The 18,822-nt window shown below is 47.5% G+C and carries 18 protein-coding genes; 4 read left to right on the top strand and 14 right to left on the bottom strand.

Annotated elements, in window-relative coordinates; genetic code table 11:
* Positions 1 to 147 precede the first annotated feature (147 nt).
* The 7 genes from ung to ACJJIP_RS05645 form a co-directional block, all read right to left on the bottom strand.
* The gene (gene ung, locus ACJJIP_RS05675) at positions 148 to 870 is read right to left on the bottom strand and encodes a uracil-DNA glycosylase (RefSeq protein ID WP_353376557.1); all 723 of its coding nucleotides are present in this window, start codon (positions 868 to 870) and stop codon (positions 148 to 150) included.
* Between the two features lie 2 nt (positions 871 to 872).
* Positions 873 to 1,463, bottom strand: coding sequence for a uracil-DNA glycosylase family protein (locus ACJJIP_RS05670; RefSeq protein ID WP_040628784.1), 591 nt, complete (start codon positions 1,461 to 1,463; stop codon positions 873 to 875).
* Between the two features lie 344 nt (positions 1,464 to 1,807).
* On the bottom strand, positions 1,808 to 2,746 hold the full coding sequence (locus ACJJIP_RS05665) for an esterase-like activity of phytase family protein (RefSeq protein WP_020413480.1): 939 nt from the start codon (positions 2,744 to 2,746) through the stop codon (positions 1,808 to 1,810).
* A 55-nt stretch (positions 2,747 to 2,801) separates the two neighbouring features.
* Positions 2,802 to 3,740, bottom strand: coding sequence for a hypothetical protein (locus tag ACJJIP_RS05660; RefSeq protein ID WP_353376556.1), 939 nt, complete (start codon positions 3,738 to 3,740; stop codon positions 2,802 to 2,804).
* Between the two features lie 383 nt (positions 3,741 to 4,123).
* Positions 4,124 to 5,053, bottom strand: coding sequence for an esterase-like activity of phytase family protein (locus ACJJIP_RS05655; protein ID WP_444946384.1), 930 nt, complete (start codon positions 5,051 to 5,053; stop codon positions 4,124 to 4,126).
* A gap of 17 nt (positions 5,054 to 5,070) precedes the next feature.
* Positions 5,071 to 5,553, bottom strand: a complete 483-nt coding sequence (locus ACJJIP_RS05650; RefSeq protein ID WP_020413483.1) for a YajQ family cyclic di-GMP-binding protein — start codon at positions 5,551 to 5,553, stop codon at positions 5,071 to 5,073.
* Between the two features lie 14 nt (positions 5,554 to 5,567).
* On the bottom strand, positions 5,568 to 6,104 hold the full coding sequence (locus ACJJIP_RS05645) for a YaeQ family protein (protein ID WP_353376554.1): 537 nt from the start codon (positions 6,102 to 6,104) through the stop codon (positions 5,568 to 5,570).
* Between the two features lie 86 nt (positions 6,105 to 6,190).
* Between ACJJIP_RS05645 and ACJJIP_RS05640 the strand changes: the two genes are divergently transcribed.
* The 4 genes from ACJJIP_RS05640 (at position 6,191) to ACJJIP_RS05625 (ending at position 10,256) form a co-directional block, all read left to right on the top strand.
* Positions 6,191 to 6,805: a LemA family protein gene (locus tag ACJJIP_RS05640; protein ID WP_444946383.1), complete on the top strand. Its 615-nt coding sequence runs from the start codon at positions 6,191 to 6,193 to the stop codon at positions 6,803 to 6,805.
* 15 nt (positions 6,806 to 6,820) lie between these two features.
* Entirely contained in the window at positions 6,821 to 7,570 is a 750-nt protein-coding gene (locus ACJJIP_RS05635) for a TPM domain-containing protein (RefSeq protein WP_353376552.1), read from the top strand.
* Positions 7,570 to 8,181, top strand: a complete 612-nt coding sequence (locus ACJJIP_RS05630) for a TPM domain-containing protein (protein WP_245556691.1) — start codon at positions 7,570 to 7,572, stop codon at positions 8,179 to 8,181. Before ACJJIP_RS05635 ends, ACJJIP_RS05630 begins: the two co-directional genes overlap by 1 nt.
* Before the next feature lie 290 nt (positions 8,182 to 8,471).
* Positions 8,472 to 10,256, top strand: coding sequence for a hypothetical protein (locus ACJJIP_RS05625; protein ID WP_444946382.1), 1,785 nt, complete (start codon positions 8,472 to 8,474; stop codon positions 10,254 to 10,256).
* A gap of 105 nt (positions 10,257 to 10,361) precedes the next feature.
* On the opposite strand, the gene ACJJIP_RS05620 is transcribed toward ACJJIP_RS05625, so the two are convergent.
* The 7 genes from ACJJIP_RS05620 to ACJJIP_RS05590 all read right to left on the bottom strand — a co-directional run bounded on the left by ACJJIP_RS05620 (position 10,362) and on the right by ACJJIP_RS05590 (position 18,762).
* Complete coding sequence (locus ACJJIP_RS05620) at positions 10,362 to 10,502, bottom strand: class IIb bacteriocin, lactobin A/cerein 7B family (protein WP_020413489.1); 141 nt, start codon at positions 10,500 to 10,502, stop codon at positions 10,362 to 10,364.
* Positions 10,503 to 10,543: 41 nt separating this feature from the next.
* Positions 10,544 to 12,688, bottom strand: coding sequence for a peptidase domain-containing ABC transporter (locus ACJJIP_RS05615; protein ID WP_020413490.1), 2,145 nt, complete (start codon positions 12,686 to 12,688; stop codon positions 10,544 to 10,546).
* Positions 12,688 to 13,935, bottom strand: a complete 1,248-nt coding sequence (locus ACJJIP_RS05610) for an HlyD family secretion protein (protein ID WP_444946381.1) — start codon at positions 13,933 to 13,935, stop codon at positions 12,688 to 12,690. The genes ACJJIP_RS05615 and ACJJIP_RS05610 overlap by 1 nt, the downstream gene beginning before the upstream one ends.
* 498 nt (positions 13,936 to 14,433) lie before the next feature.
* Positions 14,434 to 15,372 carry a hypothetical protein gene (locus ACJJIP_RS05605; RefSeq protein WP_353376547.1) on the bottom strand — a complete coding sequence of 313 codons (939 nt, stop codon included), beginning with the start codon at positions 15,370 to 15,372 and terminating at the stop codon, positions 14,434 to 14,436.
* Between the two features lie 233 nt (positions 15,373 to 15,605).
* Positions 15,606 to 17,090: a lysine--tRNA ligase gene (lysS, locus tag ACJJIP_RS05600; protein ID WP_444946380.1), complete on the bottom strand. Its 1,485-nt coding sequence runs from the start codon at positions 17,088 to 17,090 to the stop codon at positions 15,606 to 15,608.
* An 84-nt stretch (positions 17,091 to 17,174) separates the two neighbouring features.
* A protein-coding gene (gene prfB / locus ACJJIP_RS05595) for a peptide chain release factor 2 (RefSeq protein WP_444946379.1) occupies positions 17,175 to 18,270 on the bottom strand; the annotation gives its coding sequence in 2 pieces (ribosomal slippage) (positions 17,175 to 18,197 and positions 18,199 to 18,270; 1,095 coding nt in all).
* A gap of 96 nt (positions 18,271 to 18,366) precedes the next feature.
* Positions 18,367 to 18,762 (bottom strand): MerR family transcriptional regulator, encoded by a 396-nt coding sequence (locus ACJJIP_RS05590; protein ID WP_026305094.1) that lies wholly within the window; start codon positions 18,760 to 18,762, stop codon positions 18,367 to 18,369.
* Between the last annotated feature and the right edge of the window lie 60 nt (positions 18,763 to 18,822).

The following is an 18,822-nucleotide window of genomic DNA, read 5'->3' as shown; positions in this document are numbered from 1 at the left end:
TTAAGCACCAAAAGAAAGGAGCAGCCCTTATATTCAAGCGACCACCCCAAAGTGCTTATTTTATGAAAAATTAAGGCTAACCAACTATAAACCAATAACCCTAAACAAGATCCCCAACTAACATAATCAATATAAATTAGCAGACACTTAAATCTCTACAGCAACCCTCTGCAACCGATTAGCCTCTGGCAATGCCCATTCAATCGGCTTTTCACCACGCTGTTGCAACCAATGATTGACTTGAGAAAAAGGTCGGGTGCCAAAGAAGCCGCGATGAGCCGATAGGGGAGATGGATGTGGAGCGCGCAACACCAAATGCTTGTTGCGATCAATAAAGCCTCCCTTCTTCTGCGCGTAACTACCCCACAGCACAAATACCAAACCTTCTCGCTGTTCCGCCAATTTATGAATGGCGGCATCAGTAAACTGCTCCCAACCACGGCCCTGGTGAGCACCGGCCTTACTATCTTCTACGGTAAGGGTAGCGTTGAGCAGCAGTACACCCTGCTCCGCCCAGGGCTGGAGGCAACCGTGATGGGCAGGAGCAATACCCAGATCCGAATGCAACTCTTTATAGATATTCTGTAGAGAGGGCGGGATACGGACACCCGGCATTACAGAAAAACACAAGCCATGAGCCTGGCCAGGTCCGTGATAGGGATCCTGACCAAGAATCACTACTTTCACCTGATTAAAGGGGGTGGAGTTAAAAGCATTGAAAATCTGCCCACCAGGAGGGTAAATCCGCTTACCGGCCTCTTTCTCTCCCCTCAGGAATTGACGTAAATGGGCCATATAAGGCTGCTTGAACTCCTCGCCCAACACACTGTACCAGGAAGGATGAATTTTGATATTGTCCGGAACCGGCATTATTAAACCTTGAATATTTTCTTAACTTGTCTTCGCAGCTCCGGCACCACTTCTTCCTCAAACCAAGGTCTGCGACGCAACCATAAGGTATTGCGTGGACTGGGGTGCGGTAAAGGGAAATAGCGGGCCGGCAAGGCATCGCGATAATGGCGCACATTCTCAGTAATACTGCCATACCAATGCGGCAAGTAGTGGCGCTGGGCGTATTGTCCCACCAATAGAGTAAGTTGCAAGTTTGGCAGCTGCTCCAGCAGGCGCTGATGCCAGGTAGTGGCGCATTCAGGACGCGGAGGTAAATCTCCTCCCTTGCCACGACCAGGGTAGCAAAAACCCATAGGAATGATGGCAATCTCGGATTCGTCGTAGAACACCTGCCTATCTATCGATAACCAATCTCGAAGGCGGTCGCCGGATGGGTCATTCCAAGGGATACTGGAAGCATGGACTTTGGTACCCGGCGCCTGGCCAACTATCAGCAAACGTGCCGACTCTGCTGCACGCAGAACAGGATTGGGCCCCAGTGGCAGATGCTCCTCACACAAGCGACAAGCTCGTATTTCTTCCAGCAATGTAGATAATTTCTTCTTTGCCACTAATTCTCAACCTTCAGGAAAACCAGACACAACATCAGTCCCAAACGAACTCTGGAAGCTCTAGCCCAACTGATATTAAGGCTGTTAAACATCACAAATATACTTTAGTTTTAGACAGCGACCTTATGGCTATCGTCGCTGGAATAGATCTCCAAGCAACTCACCAAGCATGGCAAATCAGCCATAACCTCGCTTGCTGGGTAAGCAGGGATCTCTGGAAAAGAGGGTAAGGATTACACTCTAAGATATTCAAGGCCTTACCACATAAATCTTGACTGGTTAAACCTTCAGGGTATCTACAAAAAACCAACCACAAGTAGCAGATACACTCCCCAAATCTGGCTTTACTGGACACGCTCAGGAAAGGCCAAATGTAACAAGAGCGCGCGGCGATCCTGAGGATTTGCACTGCGGCTGATGTTATCGTTATCAAACACTATAAATATACCTTCTTTCCCTACAGCCAACCCATCTCCCTTGCCTCCAGTGCGATGCCCCTCATATTGTAACTCAGAAGATTTTTCAATTTCTCGGTAGTCCAAGCACCATTCAGCTTTGAGGCTTGGCAGAACTCTTCGGCATACGGCATAAGCATTTCGCTCCAGAGTAAATAACCCGCCATCATAATAATCAAGCGCTCCCAGATCTTCAGGCTCTCCACGAAAGTTCAATCCGGCAACCGGTGGTGGAGTAAAAAGCTGAACATCGCCATTGGGGCTAAGCTTTACCAAACCGCGAGGCTCACTCTCCATAGCTACCCAAAAGTCATCACCAATTTTCACTAAGCCCTCGCTAGCAAGGTTGAAGCCCTGCATGTAACCTCGAGCTCTGGCCTCGGTGGTCCACATAGCATCCAACCAGTGAGCGTTCCCCTGCCGGTCCACTTCAAGAATACGATTGTAACGCTCACTTACTATATAGATATATTTATCGGAGCATGTAATTCCCTCAAAATCCATTGCACCCACTGGCCTGGATAGGTCCAAGATAAAATGCCAAAAATTTCTAGGCTTATCTTTTTGGGGAACAGTTAGTCCTGAAAGCTGCAAATAAGAAGCTAATTTTGCGTGTCTGCCTTCTCGTTTTAGGGTGAAAATTTCCCTTGAATTTTTATCAGAAATCGTGAGCAGCTCCCCATAACAAAAACTCAGACCAGATATACCTTCTCCCACACTACCATCCAACCAATAGTGGTTTATCTTTTTTGCGGGAATAACTTCAGCTCCTACTCCCGTAACTGAGAGTAATACGCCGGTAATTACATAAAGAAAGCTCTTAATCATAACGGGCCCAAATTACTGCTTAGCTTTATAGCCAATTCATATGTCTCCGTTCAATCTAATCAATAACTTCCGGGAAACCCAGCTGTAAAAAGAGGGCACGTCGGTCTTGTGGATCAGCACTACGACTAATATTATCATTATCGAACACGATAAAAATGCCCCCTTCTCCGATAGCTAGGCCATCTCCCTTACCCCCCGTGCGAGAAGCCTCATACTTAAGCTCAGAGGATTCCTCTATTTCTCGATAGTCCAAACACCATTCTGCTTTTAGACTTGGCAGAGCCCTTCGACACACCGCATAAGCATTTGGCTCAAGAGTAAACAAAGCTCCATCGTAGTAATCTAAACCGGCCAAATTTTCAGACTCCCCACGGAAATCCAAATCTTTTACTGGTGGCGGTGTAAATATCTGGACACTCCCATCAGGACCAAGTTTTACCAAACCACGAGGATCACGCTCCATAGCCACCCAAAAATAATCCTTTACCTTTGCCAATCCAACACCAGAAAGGTTGTACCCTTGCATATAACCCTGAGCTTTTGCCATTGAGGACCACATATTTTCCAGCCAGTGCCCCTTGCCCCGCATATTTACCTCAGCAATACGATTGTAACGTTCGCTCAGTAAATAAATGGATTTATTAGTGCAACTAATTGCCTCAAAGTCCATCGCGGAAGCCGGACGGGTCAGCTCAAGAAAAAAATGCCAAAAATTTTTTGGTTTATCTTTCTTTGGAACTTTCAACCCTGAAATCTCTAAGAAAGTTTCCAATTTTGCACTTCCACCCTCAATCTTAATTCGATAAATTTCTCTTGAGTATTTATCTGAAACTGTAACCAAGCTATCACCACAGAAACTCAAGCCAGAAAGACTCAACCCAGCACTACCATCAACCCAGTAGTGCGTGATTTTTTTTGCGGGAATAATTTCAGTTGCCTGCCCTGTCAGTGAGAGCAATATCCCAACAGCACCAGATAAAAAACGATTTTTCACGGTAAATTCCATTTACTATGGAAACAATAAAGCTCTAGAACTACATCATTATCGATAAAGTTTTTAACGCTAAGCTGTCCTCTCATTAATCAGAAAAATTCTCCTACAGTAGAATCAGGATCTAAGCGTTACCAGGAAACTGGCGACATACTCACATCGGCTTCTAAGATACGATATGCAAAGTCGGCTGTTGCTCATCATAGTAGCCCCAACACTTATCAGCAATTTGTCGATAATTTGCTCTTTTGTAGAAGGCCATTGTTTGGAGATTGCCAACCTCGGGATTAAAAAATCAGATATAACGCAAATTATGCGCCATATTGGCTAGGCAGCTCCTAATAACCTCAGAGATGAACTGAACTCATTCCATATAAATTGAATAACTATTGATTATCTCTGGGGAAAGCTAAGTGAAGTAGTAGTGCACGTTTATCATCGGGAGCCAGAGCGCGGCCTACATTATTGTTATCAAGCACTACAAAAATACCTTGCTGATTGACAGCCAATCCCTCCCCCTTGCCATAGCGAGTCTCTTCGTAGACACGTTCTGGGGACACTTCAAGGGCATGGTAATCCAGGCACCATTCCGCCTTCAGGCTTGGCAGAGCCCTGCGACATACCGCATGCGCATTACGTTCCAGGGTAAACAAAGCCCCGTCGTAATAATCCAAGCCGGTCAGGTCTTCCGAGCGCCCTCTAAAGTCGAGGCCAGCTACCGATGGTAAAGAAAACACACTGGCACCACCGCTCGAGTTCAACTTAAGCAAGCCCCGCGGTTCGCGCTCCATAGCTACCCAGAAGACGTCACCGGCCTTTACCAGCCCCTCACTGGAAGCATTGGCTTTTTGCAAGTAGCCTTGAGATTTCGCGGCGGGTGACCATAGGTACTCTTGCCAGCTTGCTTTTCCCTGGTCGCTCACCACAGCAATACGGTTATAGTGCTCACTGACAAGATAAATGGTGCTTCCATCACAGCTAACTCCTTCGAAGTCCAGCTCATCAGCTGGGCGAAAGAGTTCCTTAAATGCCTCCCAGAAACTCACAGGCTCATCATGCTCAGGCACACCTAAGCCATCTAGTTGAAGATGGGATACCAGATCGGCATCCCCGTCGCGCAACTTTAGTGTATAAATTTCTCCAGAATTTTTATCAGAAACTGCAAGTAGCCTGCCGGTACAAAAACTTAAGCCGGAAATATCCAGGCCCGCGCTATTATTCACCCAATAGCTGGCCTTTAACCTGGCAGAGCTCACTTCTGCCACTACCACCAGTGGTGAAAGCAACATAAATATAAAACTGAAGAAAAAACGCATAAAAACTACAAACCCAGTTAATCGCGGAAGTTATTGAACTGTAGCGGTTGTTCCAACTCCTTACTACGCAGCAAGGCAATTACCTGCTGCAGATCATCGCGCTTCTTACCAGTAACTCGTACTTGCTCACCCTGAATAGCCGCCTGCACCTTAAGCTTTTCATCTTTGATCAGTTTAACGATTTTTTTTGACAGATCTTTGTCAAGCCCGTTCTTCAAGGTCACACCTACTTTAACCTGCTTCCCAGACTGTTCTTTTTCTCCTACATCCATCGCCAAGGGGTCAATATCACATTTGATCAACGCACCACGTAACATATCCACCATCTGGTCAACCTGCATATCCACCTCAGCACGAACCACCAGAGAGAATTCACTCATCTCCACTTCAGCATCCACGCCTTTAAAATCAAAACGGTTGGTGACTGTGCGATTCACCTGATCCACCGCGTTTGTCAGCTGATGCTTATCCACTTCAGATACAATATCAAATGAAGGCATTAATTTTTCTGCTCCTATTTCCAGATTTCCGGAGTAATCTCCGCGTTGTTAGTACCATCGGCTAGCCATATATGACCATCCTGAATGGAAATGCTGAACTCCATATTTCGCTCGGCCATCGCCGTCAGCTGTTCAGTAGCGTCTGCAGCCAAATGATAAACCCTGAGGTTATCAAAACGTGTAAGCTGGCTCTCCAGCTTTTGCCACCACACTGGCGCAGTACGCCGCCCGTAACTGTAAACTAAAACTTGCTCAGCCCGATTGCTGGCTTTACGCACACGCTCCTCAGTAGGAAGACCTACTTCCACCCATAGATCTATCTCACCATTGAGGCTTTTCTGCCACAGGTCCGCCTCCTCATCTGAAGAGAGACCTCTAGTGAACTCAAGGGAATCCGCAGCGTTGTGGGCAAATGCCAGCAAGCGCACCATCATACGCTCATCGGTTTCCGATGGGTGACGGGCCAAAATTAACTGATGCTCCGCATAATAATCCCGATCCATATCGGCGATTTGTACTTTGGCCTTAAAAATTGTTGCTTTTAGTGCCATTTCGGCTCCATCTCTGTGCCGTCCCCAGCACAGAGACTAAGGCGGACTATTCTTGGTTGGTTTACAGGAGAATAAGGATACCCCGCATGAGCTCTGCCGCTGGCAACAGTCTACCCTCTTGGCACTGCATCCTACTCTGCCTGCTGGTGGCCTTGCTCAGTGGCTGCGGCATCAACAACATCCCTACCTATGATGAGCAGGTAAAAGCCGCCTGGGCCCAAGTAGAGAACCAATACCAGCGCCGGGCAGACTTGGTACCCAATTTGGTAAAAACAGTACAGGCCTATGCGGGCCATGAGCGTGAGACACTGCAAGCGGTTACCGAGGCTCGCGCCAAGGTAAATTCTATGCAGCTAGATGGCAACCTACTCAATGATCCAGTCAAGCTGCAACAATTCGAAGCTGCCCAATCCCAACTCTCCAGCGCCCTGGCCCGCCTAATGCTCGTGGTAGAAAGCTACCCCAACCTTAAGGCCAACCAGAACTTCCTCAATCTTCAATCCCAGCTGGAAGGAATTGAAAACAGAATCAGCGTGGCGCGGCGGGATTATATCCAGGCTGTGCAGCACTACAACCGGGAAATCCGCACTTTTCCCGGTAAGATTTGGCACGTAATTCTTTACCGCAATATGCCTCTGCGTGAGACTTACCAAGCTACCACTGAGGGGGCGGAGAAGGCTCCAGAGGTGAATTTCCAATAGGCAGGTGTCAAATTTATGATTCGCCCCGCACTGCTTGCCTTAGCCTTAATCACCTCATGGATGACTATGTCGCTGTGGGCAGATGTACAGTTTCCCATACTGACGGGGCGCGTAATAGACAAGGAAGAGCTTTTATCATCAGAAGAACGATACCGACTGACTGAGCAGATCCAGCAATACGAATCTGAAAGCAGCAATCAACTCGTAGTCGCAATTTTGCCAGATCTACAAGGGCTCACTATAGAGGAGTACGCCAACCAGCTGGCACGAGAATGGAAGCTGGGTCATAAGGATAAAAACAATGGCATTTTGTTTTTAATCGCACCTAACAAGCGCAAGGTTCGCATTGAAGTCGGCTACGGTCTGGAGGGCGCACTGACAGACGCATTGGCTGCCAATATTATCCATACCAAAGTACTGCCGAAATTTCGCCGTGGAGCTTTTTCGGAAGGTATAGAAACTGGCGTGCAGTCTATCATCGCAGCCACAAAAAATGAGTATGTAGCCGAACCCATAGAAAATAAAAAAGACCGACGCATCGCCTTTTTGGCAGGAATATTCCTGATTTTAGTAATGCTGCACCTGTTTGGCACCTCAATGCTCAGTTCACCCGTACACAGGCGTAGCTATAAGCGAGGCCGCTTCGGCGGCTACTATGGAACGGGTGGTTTTGGAGGCGGTTACTCCAGCGGCGGCAGACCGGGGGGCGGGTTTAGCGGAGGTGGTGGCGGCTTTGGCGGAGGAGGCGCGTCGGGAGGATGGTAATGCTCAGCAACAGTTATCAACGCCAAGTAGCCGAAGCGATCAAAGAGGTGGAAACCCATACTGATGCCGAAGTAATGGCTGTTGTAGCAAAAGAAGCGGACAACTACTTATACATTTCCACGTTGTGGGCTGCATTTCTCGCACTTTTACTTTCCCCCCTGTTCCAATACCTGCCTTGGTGGATTAGCTTCCAACAGGCTTTTATACTGCAATGGATACTATTTATTGCCCTAGCAATTTTTTTCCGCTGGCGCCCCATCACAATGCGACTGGTCCCCAAAAAGATAAAATTTTGGCGAGCATCCAACCTCGCCCGTCGCCAGTTTCTCGAACAGGAATTACACAGTACCAAAGGTCGGCTTGGACTTTTGATTTTTGTATGCGAGGCAGAGCACTATGTAGAGATTTTGGCAGACCGCGGCCTCGCCCAGCATATTACCAATGACAATTGGCAGGTGATTATCGAAAGCTTTATACAGGAGATCAAGCGGGGCAAGGCTGGGGAAGCCTTACTTTCATGTATAGCGCAATGTGGCGAGTTATTGAGAGAGGCCGCACCTAGAAGTGCAGTAAAAGACGAGCTGCCCAATCATTTAGTGCTAATTAACTAACCTGAACATCATATCTGCCAACATATTCATCGACAGCTTCAGCGTATAACTGGGGAAGGAAGTATCCGTCAAAAAAACAGTGTGAATCAACTCGATAAGTAAAATTACGAATACATGCACTGATTAAGGACAAGTCAGAGGAATGTTCAATCTATACTGATAGGAACGGCACTCGAAAATTTAATTACTACGTCTATGTCAAGACTAACGGAGCCTTGAACAACAAATAAGGCCTCTCAACTGGCCAGTTCTAATTAATATGAAGCCAACCCACTAGTTTCTTACTAAAAATGATTCAAATCAGAACAATAGAAGCAGGACTTATCAAAAAAATAGGAACTCTAGTCAGAATTTTTTTGGTCATTTTGACACCATCTATCACCTATGCCAACTTCATAGGTTACGCCGGTGCCGAGACTGCTCCAAATATCGCTGAAATTGAAGTTACTGGAGATAAACTGCAAATCAGATTTGAAATATCAGCGGAAGATGCCGAAAAGTTCTGGCCTGAAATCCTTCCCACAGAAAGTATCTATGAACTGGCTATAGCCGTCAAAAAGCACAAAAAATTTGCTGTTAAAATTTTTACCGAAAAAAGGGAAATCAAACCGACAAATTCCGAAATTCGCATCGCCGAAAGAAAACCAAGAAACTCCCCCTTCGCTGGCAAGCTTGATCCACGCACTGGTCTTAGAGCGCCCAAGCTCCCAGATGATGAAATTATTTTACTGGCAAATATAGAATATCCTATCAAGGGGGTAAGTCATCTGGATATCCAACCCCCGCTAGGAAATGATGGAGAGGCAACAGTTACAATCGGATTTACCAGTCAACACGGTAAAACTCCAGTCAGTAATTTTCAATACTTATCTCGGACAGAATCTCTCAACATTGACTGGAAAGACCCCTGGAATACCAAATTTTCCAACCACAGCCTCAACCGCCAAAACCGCTATCCATTGCAATCTTTCCTCTATGTAGAGCCACGCCAAATTCGACACGAAATACTATTGCGCCCCAAAGATTTACTACGGTGGACTGATCAAAATTTCAATGCCTGGCAGCCATTAACCACCAAAAAACGTGAACTTCTTCGCCGCACAACCTTGAAATACCTACGGGGCAAAAACCCAACTACTATCGACCGTGAGATATCCGAACCAATCAGCACTGAAATAATATTCCTCAAAGCCAATGAGGCAGGCTATACGAAAATAACTGAAGATGAATTAATAGAAATCGGCTCCCTACTTATCGGCTACAGGGAAAGATTCAAAATTAAAGAGCTGCCTCAGAGTGTCAGTATCGACTGGACTATTTTTACCGATGCTATAAACTCGGTACCAACACTGATTCAAGACCCTGCAGGCCCCTTTCCCACCCATGTTGCGCCTGATTTTCCAGATATACAATGGCGCAACTACTTATACGACTACCGTGCTCCCAATAGCGGTCCAGTACTCATTAAAAACCCCAGCGCCGTAATCCCAATGGCAGTGCTCTTCGGGTTTTGCATTTTTATTTTCTTCATCCTGACTCTTCGCACTAGAAGAGTAGAGGCGAAAAACAAGCACCCTATCCTATTTTACAGTATTGTACTTATTTGTGCAGGAGCTATTTACTATACCCTCCCAGGAGAGCTACGCATCCCCTTGCCTGGGACGGTCAACAAAAAAGAACTTGAACAAATGGTAGAAATACTTCTTAAGAGGCTGGCCGCTGCATATGAAGAACCCCAAACTGAAGCATTAAACACCCGCTTATCTAATCTTATTAGCGACGAAAATTTCAAAAACACCACTACCAACCTTTCACATATTTTTCAACCAGTGACTTCTAGCGGAAATTCGGGTTCGTTGCGCTCAATCAATAATCTTGAAGTAGAATATGCTAAACATATAGTTATCAATGGGAATAAGGCGTTCAGAATCACCAGCAAGTGGCAAGCAACTGCAGAGGGTTACAATTGGGGGCAGATAGAAAAAAAAACGCGGGAAATAAGGGCAAATATTGAAGTTATTCAGTCAGACAAGCACTGGAAGATTTTCGCATTTACCTCTCTTTCTATACGTTAACCAAAACAGTCACTTTTTATTGAGCACAACACTTACCACCTAAGCCAGCTAAAGATCTACGCCCATATGGGCGCAGATTTAACTATATAATCACCTGTTCCTGTTTCAGCCTGATTCAGAGGTATAGGAAGCTGTTTCAGCATCGCCATCCCCATTGTCATTTATTATTTTATCAATAATCTTAATAATAGTTTTTATAAGGCCACCATTAACTTCCTGCATTTCATTGACCGTGAGCTCTTTCATAAGTAAAGTCCTATATTTAAATTAAGGGTATTTCCGTTTATCTAAGCAACTCCAGAAAATGCACTGGATAATACAATCCGCCTCCCTGCAGACCTGACCGTCTCCGGCCTATGAGCAACCAGTACTCTGGTTATGGCAAGTCCTTTGATATGGTCATTAACCAAAGATTCTGTAGCCGTATCCAAGTGACTAGTTGCTTCATCCATGAACAAAATGCGTGGTACACGATAGAGTGCGCGTGCCAGCACAATTCTCTGCTTTTGCCCACCACTAAGGCTGGTACCCATATCACCAACCAAGGTATTGTATTGCATGGGCATATACATTATCTCATCGTGAATACATGCCTTTTTCGCACTACGAACTACTTCCTGCATATCTATCTTGGGTTCAAAGCAGGCGATATTGTCGCTAATGCTACCTGCAAGCAGTTGATCATCCTGCAAAACTCCAGCTATCTGACTTCGATAGTGAGGTATTTGCTTTAAAGGCTGACCATCGATCAGGATCTCCCCCGCTGTCGGCTGCAGCAAACCCATCATGCACTTTAAAAGAGTACTTTTACCGCACCCGCTTGGGCCTACAATGGCAACAGTTTCACCGGGTTCTATTGTAAAGCTCAAATTTTGAAAGGCTGGTGTTTCCGCTTCACCATATTGAAAAGTAAGATTACGCACCTCAATTTTACCTTGCAGAGGTCCACTCCGATCAATTTCCACTCTACGATTACATACTTCTCCCATTGACTCAGTCTTAGTAAAGACAATGTCAGACAATCGATCCAAATGTAAACCAAGCATTTTCAACTCTATCCACTTTGCGATTAATGCATCCATGGATTGTACAAAGCGGTTCTTGTAGCTCATATAGGCATAAAGCATACCAATAGTGAAAATATTACCCATCACTGCTATTGCAGCAAAATAAATCACCAAAAGATTTTCTATACCAAACAACAAACGGTTCGCCGTTTTATAGCCAATATTCCAGCGAGTGATGCGAATATCCTTATTAATGGCATCGACCAAATAGTTTTGCCACTGACTTTGACGATCATTTTCACGCTGAAATAATTTAATTGTCTGTATGGCCCGCACCGACTCCATAAAGTGTGAATCATGCTTTGCCTGCACAACAATTTCCTCTTCAGTAAGGAGATGCAATGGGCGATACAGCAATACTCGTAAGATAATATAAAGCGCAACCGCCAATAGCACAATTAACGTTAGCTTCATATCATAAAATATCATAGCGACGAGTGTAATGAGAGCCATTATTCCGTCCACAACTGCAGCAACCAATCCTGTGGTAAGCAACTCACGTACTTTGTTCAGGGAACCAAAGCGAGAGACTATATCGCCCATATGTCGGGTAAAAAAATAATTCATCGGCAAACGAATCAGGTGGCGAAAAAGATTTGCTGCCATTTGTACATTAAGCCGACTAGAAACATGCAGAATGACCCATTCCCTTAACGCATTCGTACCAACTTGTATCGCCAGTAACAAGCCAAAACCCATAGCTAATACCAATAGCAGGCTTTCATCCCCTCGCAAGATGACATCATCCACCACGGTTTGCATATAGAAAGGGGAAACTACAACAAACAATTGCAGTATCAATGACAGTATCAATATCTGGCCCAAACTACGTTTTAGCCCACTGATAGACGACCAGAAATGACGTAGCTTAAGCTGTTGACGGTCCTCCCCCAGTTGAAATTCATCTGTCGGCAAAAGTTCCAGAGCAACACCAGTAAAGTGTTGGGCAAGCTCCTCAAGGGACAGTATCCGCTCCCCCATTGCTGGATCATGAATAACGGCAGTACCGCGCTGTAATGACTTGAGTACCACAAAGTGATTCATATCCCAATGGAGTACACAGGGACACTGCAACTCTTCCAACTCCTCCATTTCAAGTCGCAGTGCACGGCCCGCTAAATGTAAGCGATCAGCGATATCTACCAGGGTCTTGAGGTTGATGCCATGATTGGAAATATGAAATCGGTGGCGCAGACTAACAAGGTCAGTATCATAACCATGAAATCCCGCAATCATCGCCAGACATACCAATCCACACTCCGCAGCCTCCGTCTGCAAAATTACCGGCAATTGGCGATGTACAGAGAAATTCAAATGGGTTTCCGCTCGCCCATTATTTACCGATGACCATGCGCTGGTTTCCATTACAACCGCCCCTTTAAACTATAAATTGGTTCCAGCAACCACTCTAATAAGCTTCTCTCCGACAGATTCACATCGGCAGATAAAGTCATACCTGGCTTGAGTTGAAAGCGTCGCCCGTAGGCATTAACCGAAGGATCAGCCAGCTCTACAATGACCTTAAAAACCGGCTCATCCACAGCTACAGGTACACGATGTAACTCATCAGGCAGAAGAACAGTGTCTGACACTTCCAGTACAGTGCCGGCATAGAGACCAAATTTTTGGTAAGGGAAGGCATCATAGCGAATTTTCACTTGCTGGCCCGGACTGAGAAAGCCCGCTGAGCGTACAGATACCAGCAATTGTGCCGTTAGTATATGCCCCTCCGGCAACAGTGATAAAACTGGAATATGGATTTGCGTCTGTTGCCCCTCAAACGCCTGCAAATTACTAACCACTCCTGATCGGGATGCTTTAACGATATAAGCTCGCTGACCATGCAATTTAGCTATTTGCTGGGCTAGGTCTGAGAGCCTTGTTCGCAATTGATCACTACTATTAGCGTATTCTTCGGGGAGTAGTAATCGATCTCTTTCAAGCCTCTGAATTTGATTGCGTAAATTAACCCGACTCCGCTCAAGCTCCTGTCGATCGACATATAGCTCCAACTCCTGGGCAATGGTGGCATCCAGTTCTGAAGAGGATACATGACCATCTAGCTTTAGAACACGGTAACGTTCTACCTGCTCAGCCACTAACGCAGAATGTCGGGATTGCAATTCTATCTGTTTTTCAAGTAGTGCCAGATCCTCCCTACTAGCATTAATACGCTCATCTACATCATGGAGTTGTTGACGATAAATCTTATCGCCGCGCTCAAGCTGCTCATTGACTAGCTTTTGTTGACTCTCATATTCAGTCAATAATAAGGCCTCGAGGTTCTTTCCGTCAGCTAATATCCGATCTCCATTTACCACTAGCAGTGGTTGGCCTTTAATCACCCTATCACCTTCGCGCACCAGAACCTGTTTAATAATGCCCGAACGCTCAGCATAAACCCGCACCAATCCAGAGGCTGGCTCCAACCAGCCAGTTACGCTCTCCTTGCGAGCATAACTGCTAATAGCTAACCAGATAAAGACAACTGCTATCCAAATTAGTAGCAGCGCGAGAATAGCGGTATGTGAAAAACGCGGCAGGAGTAAAACCCCACCGTGCAAGCGATCCACTTGCCTTTCTACAACTTGCTGGCGAAACAGTCCTGTCACCACAATTACCTTATTCCAGGTTAATTATTTAACGGTCAGATTTTTATCTTCACACAGCAATGCTGTCAACGAAGTAAAACCAAAAACTTTATAACAACCGTCCCAGTAATGTTTCTGATAAACCGGGGCCCTCATCTATTGATAGGCTTTTTAGCGAGGTTAGATCCGCATATTAACACCAGAATTCAACCTTTAAAAATCTCAAAAATTTAAAGCCATTATCAACCCTGACTCCATAAGAAAATCGCCTTTAAATTTTTATTTTTTTATTGTTTATCTATCAAGCCAGATATAAATACACCCAAAAAACTCAGGCATCTCATTCGAAGATCTATTCCAGGGGGAACGTTTTATAAAAAGAATATTATTGCCAGGTTCACGATTAAATCACAAACAGAATAGAAGTGAATATACTTCACCAACAAGCATCATAGGAGTACCAGGAAAACGGAGTCTCCAGTCAGTATTTATATATTATCCAAACCTAATAATCAGGGATCACCAACGCCATGTAGCGGCTATATAGGGCCCATGCTGGTCAATATCATAGGCAAATTTTCCATCTGGAAGTCTACTGGAATAGTCGATACTGTAATACTGGTAACCCAAACGTAAGGATGTTGCTTCCCAAGCACGCCAGTCAAGTCCGACCAGTAGATTCCATTGCAATTCGTCACCGCTGGCACCAAAACCTCCGATTTCAGTGCGCGCCCCCAGAGTAAGACAATCATTCAGCCTGAGCCCCACTCTGGTGCCTATAGCTGGTTCCCACCAGCTCTTGCGGCCTCCCAGCCGGTTTCGCACTTCAGGCATCGGGGCAATATCAATTCCTACCCTGGCTTTCACCTCCTGCCGGAGACGGTTCCAGCGTACACCCGCACCGACATCCCAAAAATAACGGTGGTCACCAGTGGCAAAACTCCCATCTAATAAACGAAATGCACCAAATGCAGCAACCCACCCCTGATGTACATCCACATTTACATCAATATTGATGTCTATATCTAACTGTGGATTTCTGGGAGGGCGTATACTAGCCCCCTCTTTTAAATTCAGGTGTACATAATAAAGATCGGTAACTACGCCAAAGCGTCCCTTCCAGGCCTCAAGCCGGGCAGAAAAAGCCACATTTAGAAGTTCCAGGGTTCTCTTCAGGTTGAGATCAACATCCACTGTGGTTCCAGCCACTGTAGACTCACCCTTGGTACGCAAGGGCAGGAATAAGTATGGCGTGACGGCAAAGCGCCAGCCGTTTTGAGTCGAGACTCTAGGAAGGGAAGGCGTATACGGCACAGGCAGGTTTTGGAACTCAATTGGTACCGAGCTAGCATTTAGTTCCTGTGATAGAGGGTATTGTAACTTCGACTGAGCCAGGGCAGTACAGCAGATAAACAAACTCCCCAGCCCACAAATACATTGCGCCGCCTTAGTTGCCAACACTTTCTCCTTCTTTTATTGCTCACTTTCTACAGCTCTGCAATTTCGTCGATGGATTTATTTAGAGTAGATCGCGGCCGTAACATCAGTTACACAGATGCGACAAACGGGAAAAGGCCAATGAAATTCCTGTACAGGAATGCCCGACTTTAGAAGAGGATATCCGGAGAGGGCCGTCGCGCCGAAATATTGACGCGACGGCAGAGCACACTGCTAGTAGCGCGGTGAGCCGTTTAATCGTTCGTTTCAGGACGCATATGCGGGAACAGCAGTACGTCGCGAATCGATGGAGAGTTGGTAAACAGCATTACCAGACGGTCGATACCGATGCCCTCACCAGCGGTGGGCGGCAGACCGTATTCCAGCGCGCGGATATAATCGGCGTCGTAGTGCATGGCTTCGTCGTCACCGGCATCTTTCTCCGCAACCTGGGCCTTGAAGCGTTCGGCTTGATCTTCCGCGTCATTCAACTCGGAGAAACCGTTGGCAATCTCGCGGCCGCCAACGAAGAATTCAAAGCGGTCGGTGACAAACGGGTTGTCATCATTGCGGCGAGCCAACGGAGACACTTCGGTTGGATACTCAGTGATAAAGGTCGGCTGGTCGAGACGGTGCTCTACAGTTTTCTCGAAGATCTCGATCTGTACCTTACCCAGGCCCCAGCTGTCTTTCAGTGGGATTTCCAGCTTCTCGGCAACGGCGCGGGCGGATTCAATATTGTCGATATCGGCCGCAGTCAGTTCCGGGTTGTAGTGCAGGATGGAGTCGAATACAGACAAACGCGCGAACGGCTTGGAGAAGTCGTAGCTGCTGTCCTGGTATTCCACAGTGGTGGAGCCCAGAACATCCTCACAGATACCGCGCAGCATCTTCTCGGTGAGATCCATCAGGTCGTTGTAGTCCGCGTACGCCTGGTAAAACTCAAGCATGGTGAATTCGGGGTTGTGGCGCGTGGACAGGCCCTCGTTGCGGAAGTTGCGGTTGATCTCGTAAACCCGCTCAAAACCACCCACGACCAGGCGCTTCAGGTACAGCTCCGGGGCAATACGCAGGTACATATCGATATCCAGCGCATTGTGGTGAGTGACGAACGGGCGCGCGCTGGCTCCGCCGGGAATAACTTGCAGCATGGGCGTTTCCACTTCCATAAACTGCTGGCCGTTGAGAAAGTCGCGGATGTACTCGATCACTTTGGAGCGCACGCGGAACACTTCGCGGGCTTCCGGCGTGGCGATCAGGTCCACATAGCGCTGGCGATAACGCATTTCCTGATCGGCGATGCCGTGGAATTTTTCCGGCAGCGGGCGCAGTGCTTTGGTCAGCAGGCTGTACTCTTCACAGTTGACGTAGAGATCGCCCTTGCCGGATTTGTGCAGTGTGCCTTTTACGCCGACGATATCGCCGATATCCCAGGCACCGAAGCGCTCTTTAATATCTTTCTGTGCCGCTTTATCGGCGTAGAGCTGGATGCGGTCAGACACATCCTGGATCACCATAAAGGGTCCGCGTTTAGCCAGGATTCGCCCCGCTACGCACGCCCGTTTACCCAGTTCTTCCAGCTCCTCTTTCTGTTTATCGCCGAACTCAGCTTGCAGGTCGGCAGCGAGGTTCTCGCGGCGAAAACTGTTGGGGAAAGCATTGCCCTTCTCGCGCAGAGCGGAAAGCTTGGTGCGGCGCTCGGCGATCAGTTTGTTTTCGTCTTGCTGGATATCAGTCATGGTGATCTATCAGTTTTGTGAGTGATATTACCCCTCGTCCCATTAGTGAGAGACGAGGGGCGCGGTGAGAGTGGAGACTTTAAATCAGAGGCCGGTTTTGAGGCTGGCTTCGATAAATTGGTCCAGGTCTCCGTCCAGTACTGCCTGGCAGTTGCTGGTCTGGACACTGGTACGCAGGTCCTTGATACGCTGGTCGTCCAACACGTAGGAGCGGATCTGGCTGCCCCAACCGATATCGGCCTTGCTGTCTTCCATGGCCTGCTTCTCTGCGTTGCGCTTGAGCATTTCCTGCTCGTACATTTTCGCGCGCAACATTTTCCAGGCTTTATCGCGGTTCTGGTGCTGGGAGCGCTCGCTCTGGCACTGCACGACGATCCCGGATTCTGTGTGGGTCAAACGCACCGCAGAATCGGTTTTGTTGACGTGCTGACCACCGGCGCCTGATGCGCGGTAGGTGTCTTCACGCACCTGGGATTTGTCGATTTCAATCTCGATATTGTCATCGATTTCCGGTGACACAAATACCGAGCTGAAAGAAGTGTGACGGCGGTTGCCGGAATCAAACGGCGATTTGCGCACCAGGCGGTGTACACCGGTTTCTGTGCGCAGCCAGCCGAAGGCATGGTCGCCGGCAAAGTGCACGGTGGCACTCTTGATACCGGCCACTTCCCCAGCAGAGACCTCTTCCAGGGTGGTCTTGAAGCCGTGGGCTTCACCCCAGCGCAGGTACATACGCAGGATCATTTCCGCCCAGTCCTGGGCCTCGGTACCACCGGAGCCGGCCTGGATATCCAGGTAGGCATTGTTCTCGTCATTCTCGCCGGAGAACATACGGCGGAATTCCAGAATCCCCAGCTGCTGCTGGAGACCTTCGATCTCAGTGGAGACCTCCCCTACGGAGTCCTCATCATTTTCCTCGACTGCCATTTCCAACAGTTCGCGGCAATCGGCAATGCCGGAGTCAAGGTTTTCGATGGTATTAACCACCGTTTCCAGGGAGGAGCGCTCGCGCCCCAGTTCCTGTGCGCGGCTGGGGTCGTCCCAAACGCTCGGCTCGGCCAGCTCCAGCTCTACTTCGGTAAGGCGTTCTTTCTTGCTGGCGTAGTCAAAGATACCCCCTAAGAACGTCAGTGCGCTCTTCGAGGTCTTTTAATTGATTGAGGAGGGGATTGATTTCCATGAACTTTCGGTGTCCGGACAAAATAAAAAGCGGCGCGCATTCTACCGCAGCGCGCGGGGGTCCTGCCAGTCGACAGCTAATGAGATACCCATTGGATTAGCCTGGAAGCTGACCAGATAACCGGTCCAGGATTGCGCACTCGGGTGAGTCGTTGCCGGCACAACTTTTCTCAAATGCCAACAGGGTTGTACGCATTTCGAGCAGGTCTCGAAGTTGCTCTTCCAGGTGGGATAGTTTTTCACTGACCAGCAGCTTGGTTTCCCGGCTGCGCCTGTCGGGGTTCTCGCGCAACTCCAGCAAAGCCCGAACCTCTCCAGTCGAAAAACCGCTGACACGGGCCCTCTGGATAAAGCGCAGGGTTTCTACATCACTTGCAGTGTACTGGCGGTAGCCATTAGCCCCACGACTGGGAACCAACAGGCCAATTTCCTCGTAGTGACGTAAGGCTTTACTACTTAGGCCCGAGCTGCGGGCTGCCTGAGATATATTCACCGATAGCACCTACGGATTCCAAGGCTCACCAAACACCACAGCAAGCACTATTCAACAATT

The organism is Microbulbifer variabilis (assembly GCF_052467165.1).
Note: the sequence above shows the minus strand (reverse complement) of the source record. Positions and strands in the feature narration are given on the sequence as shown.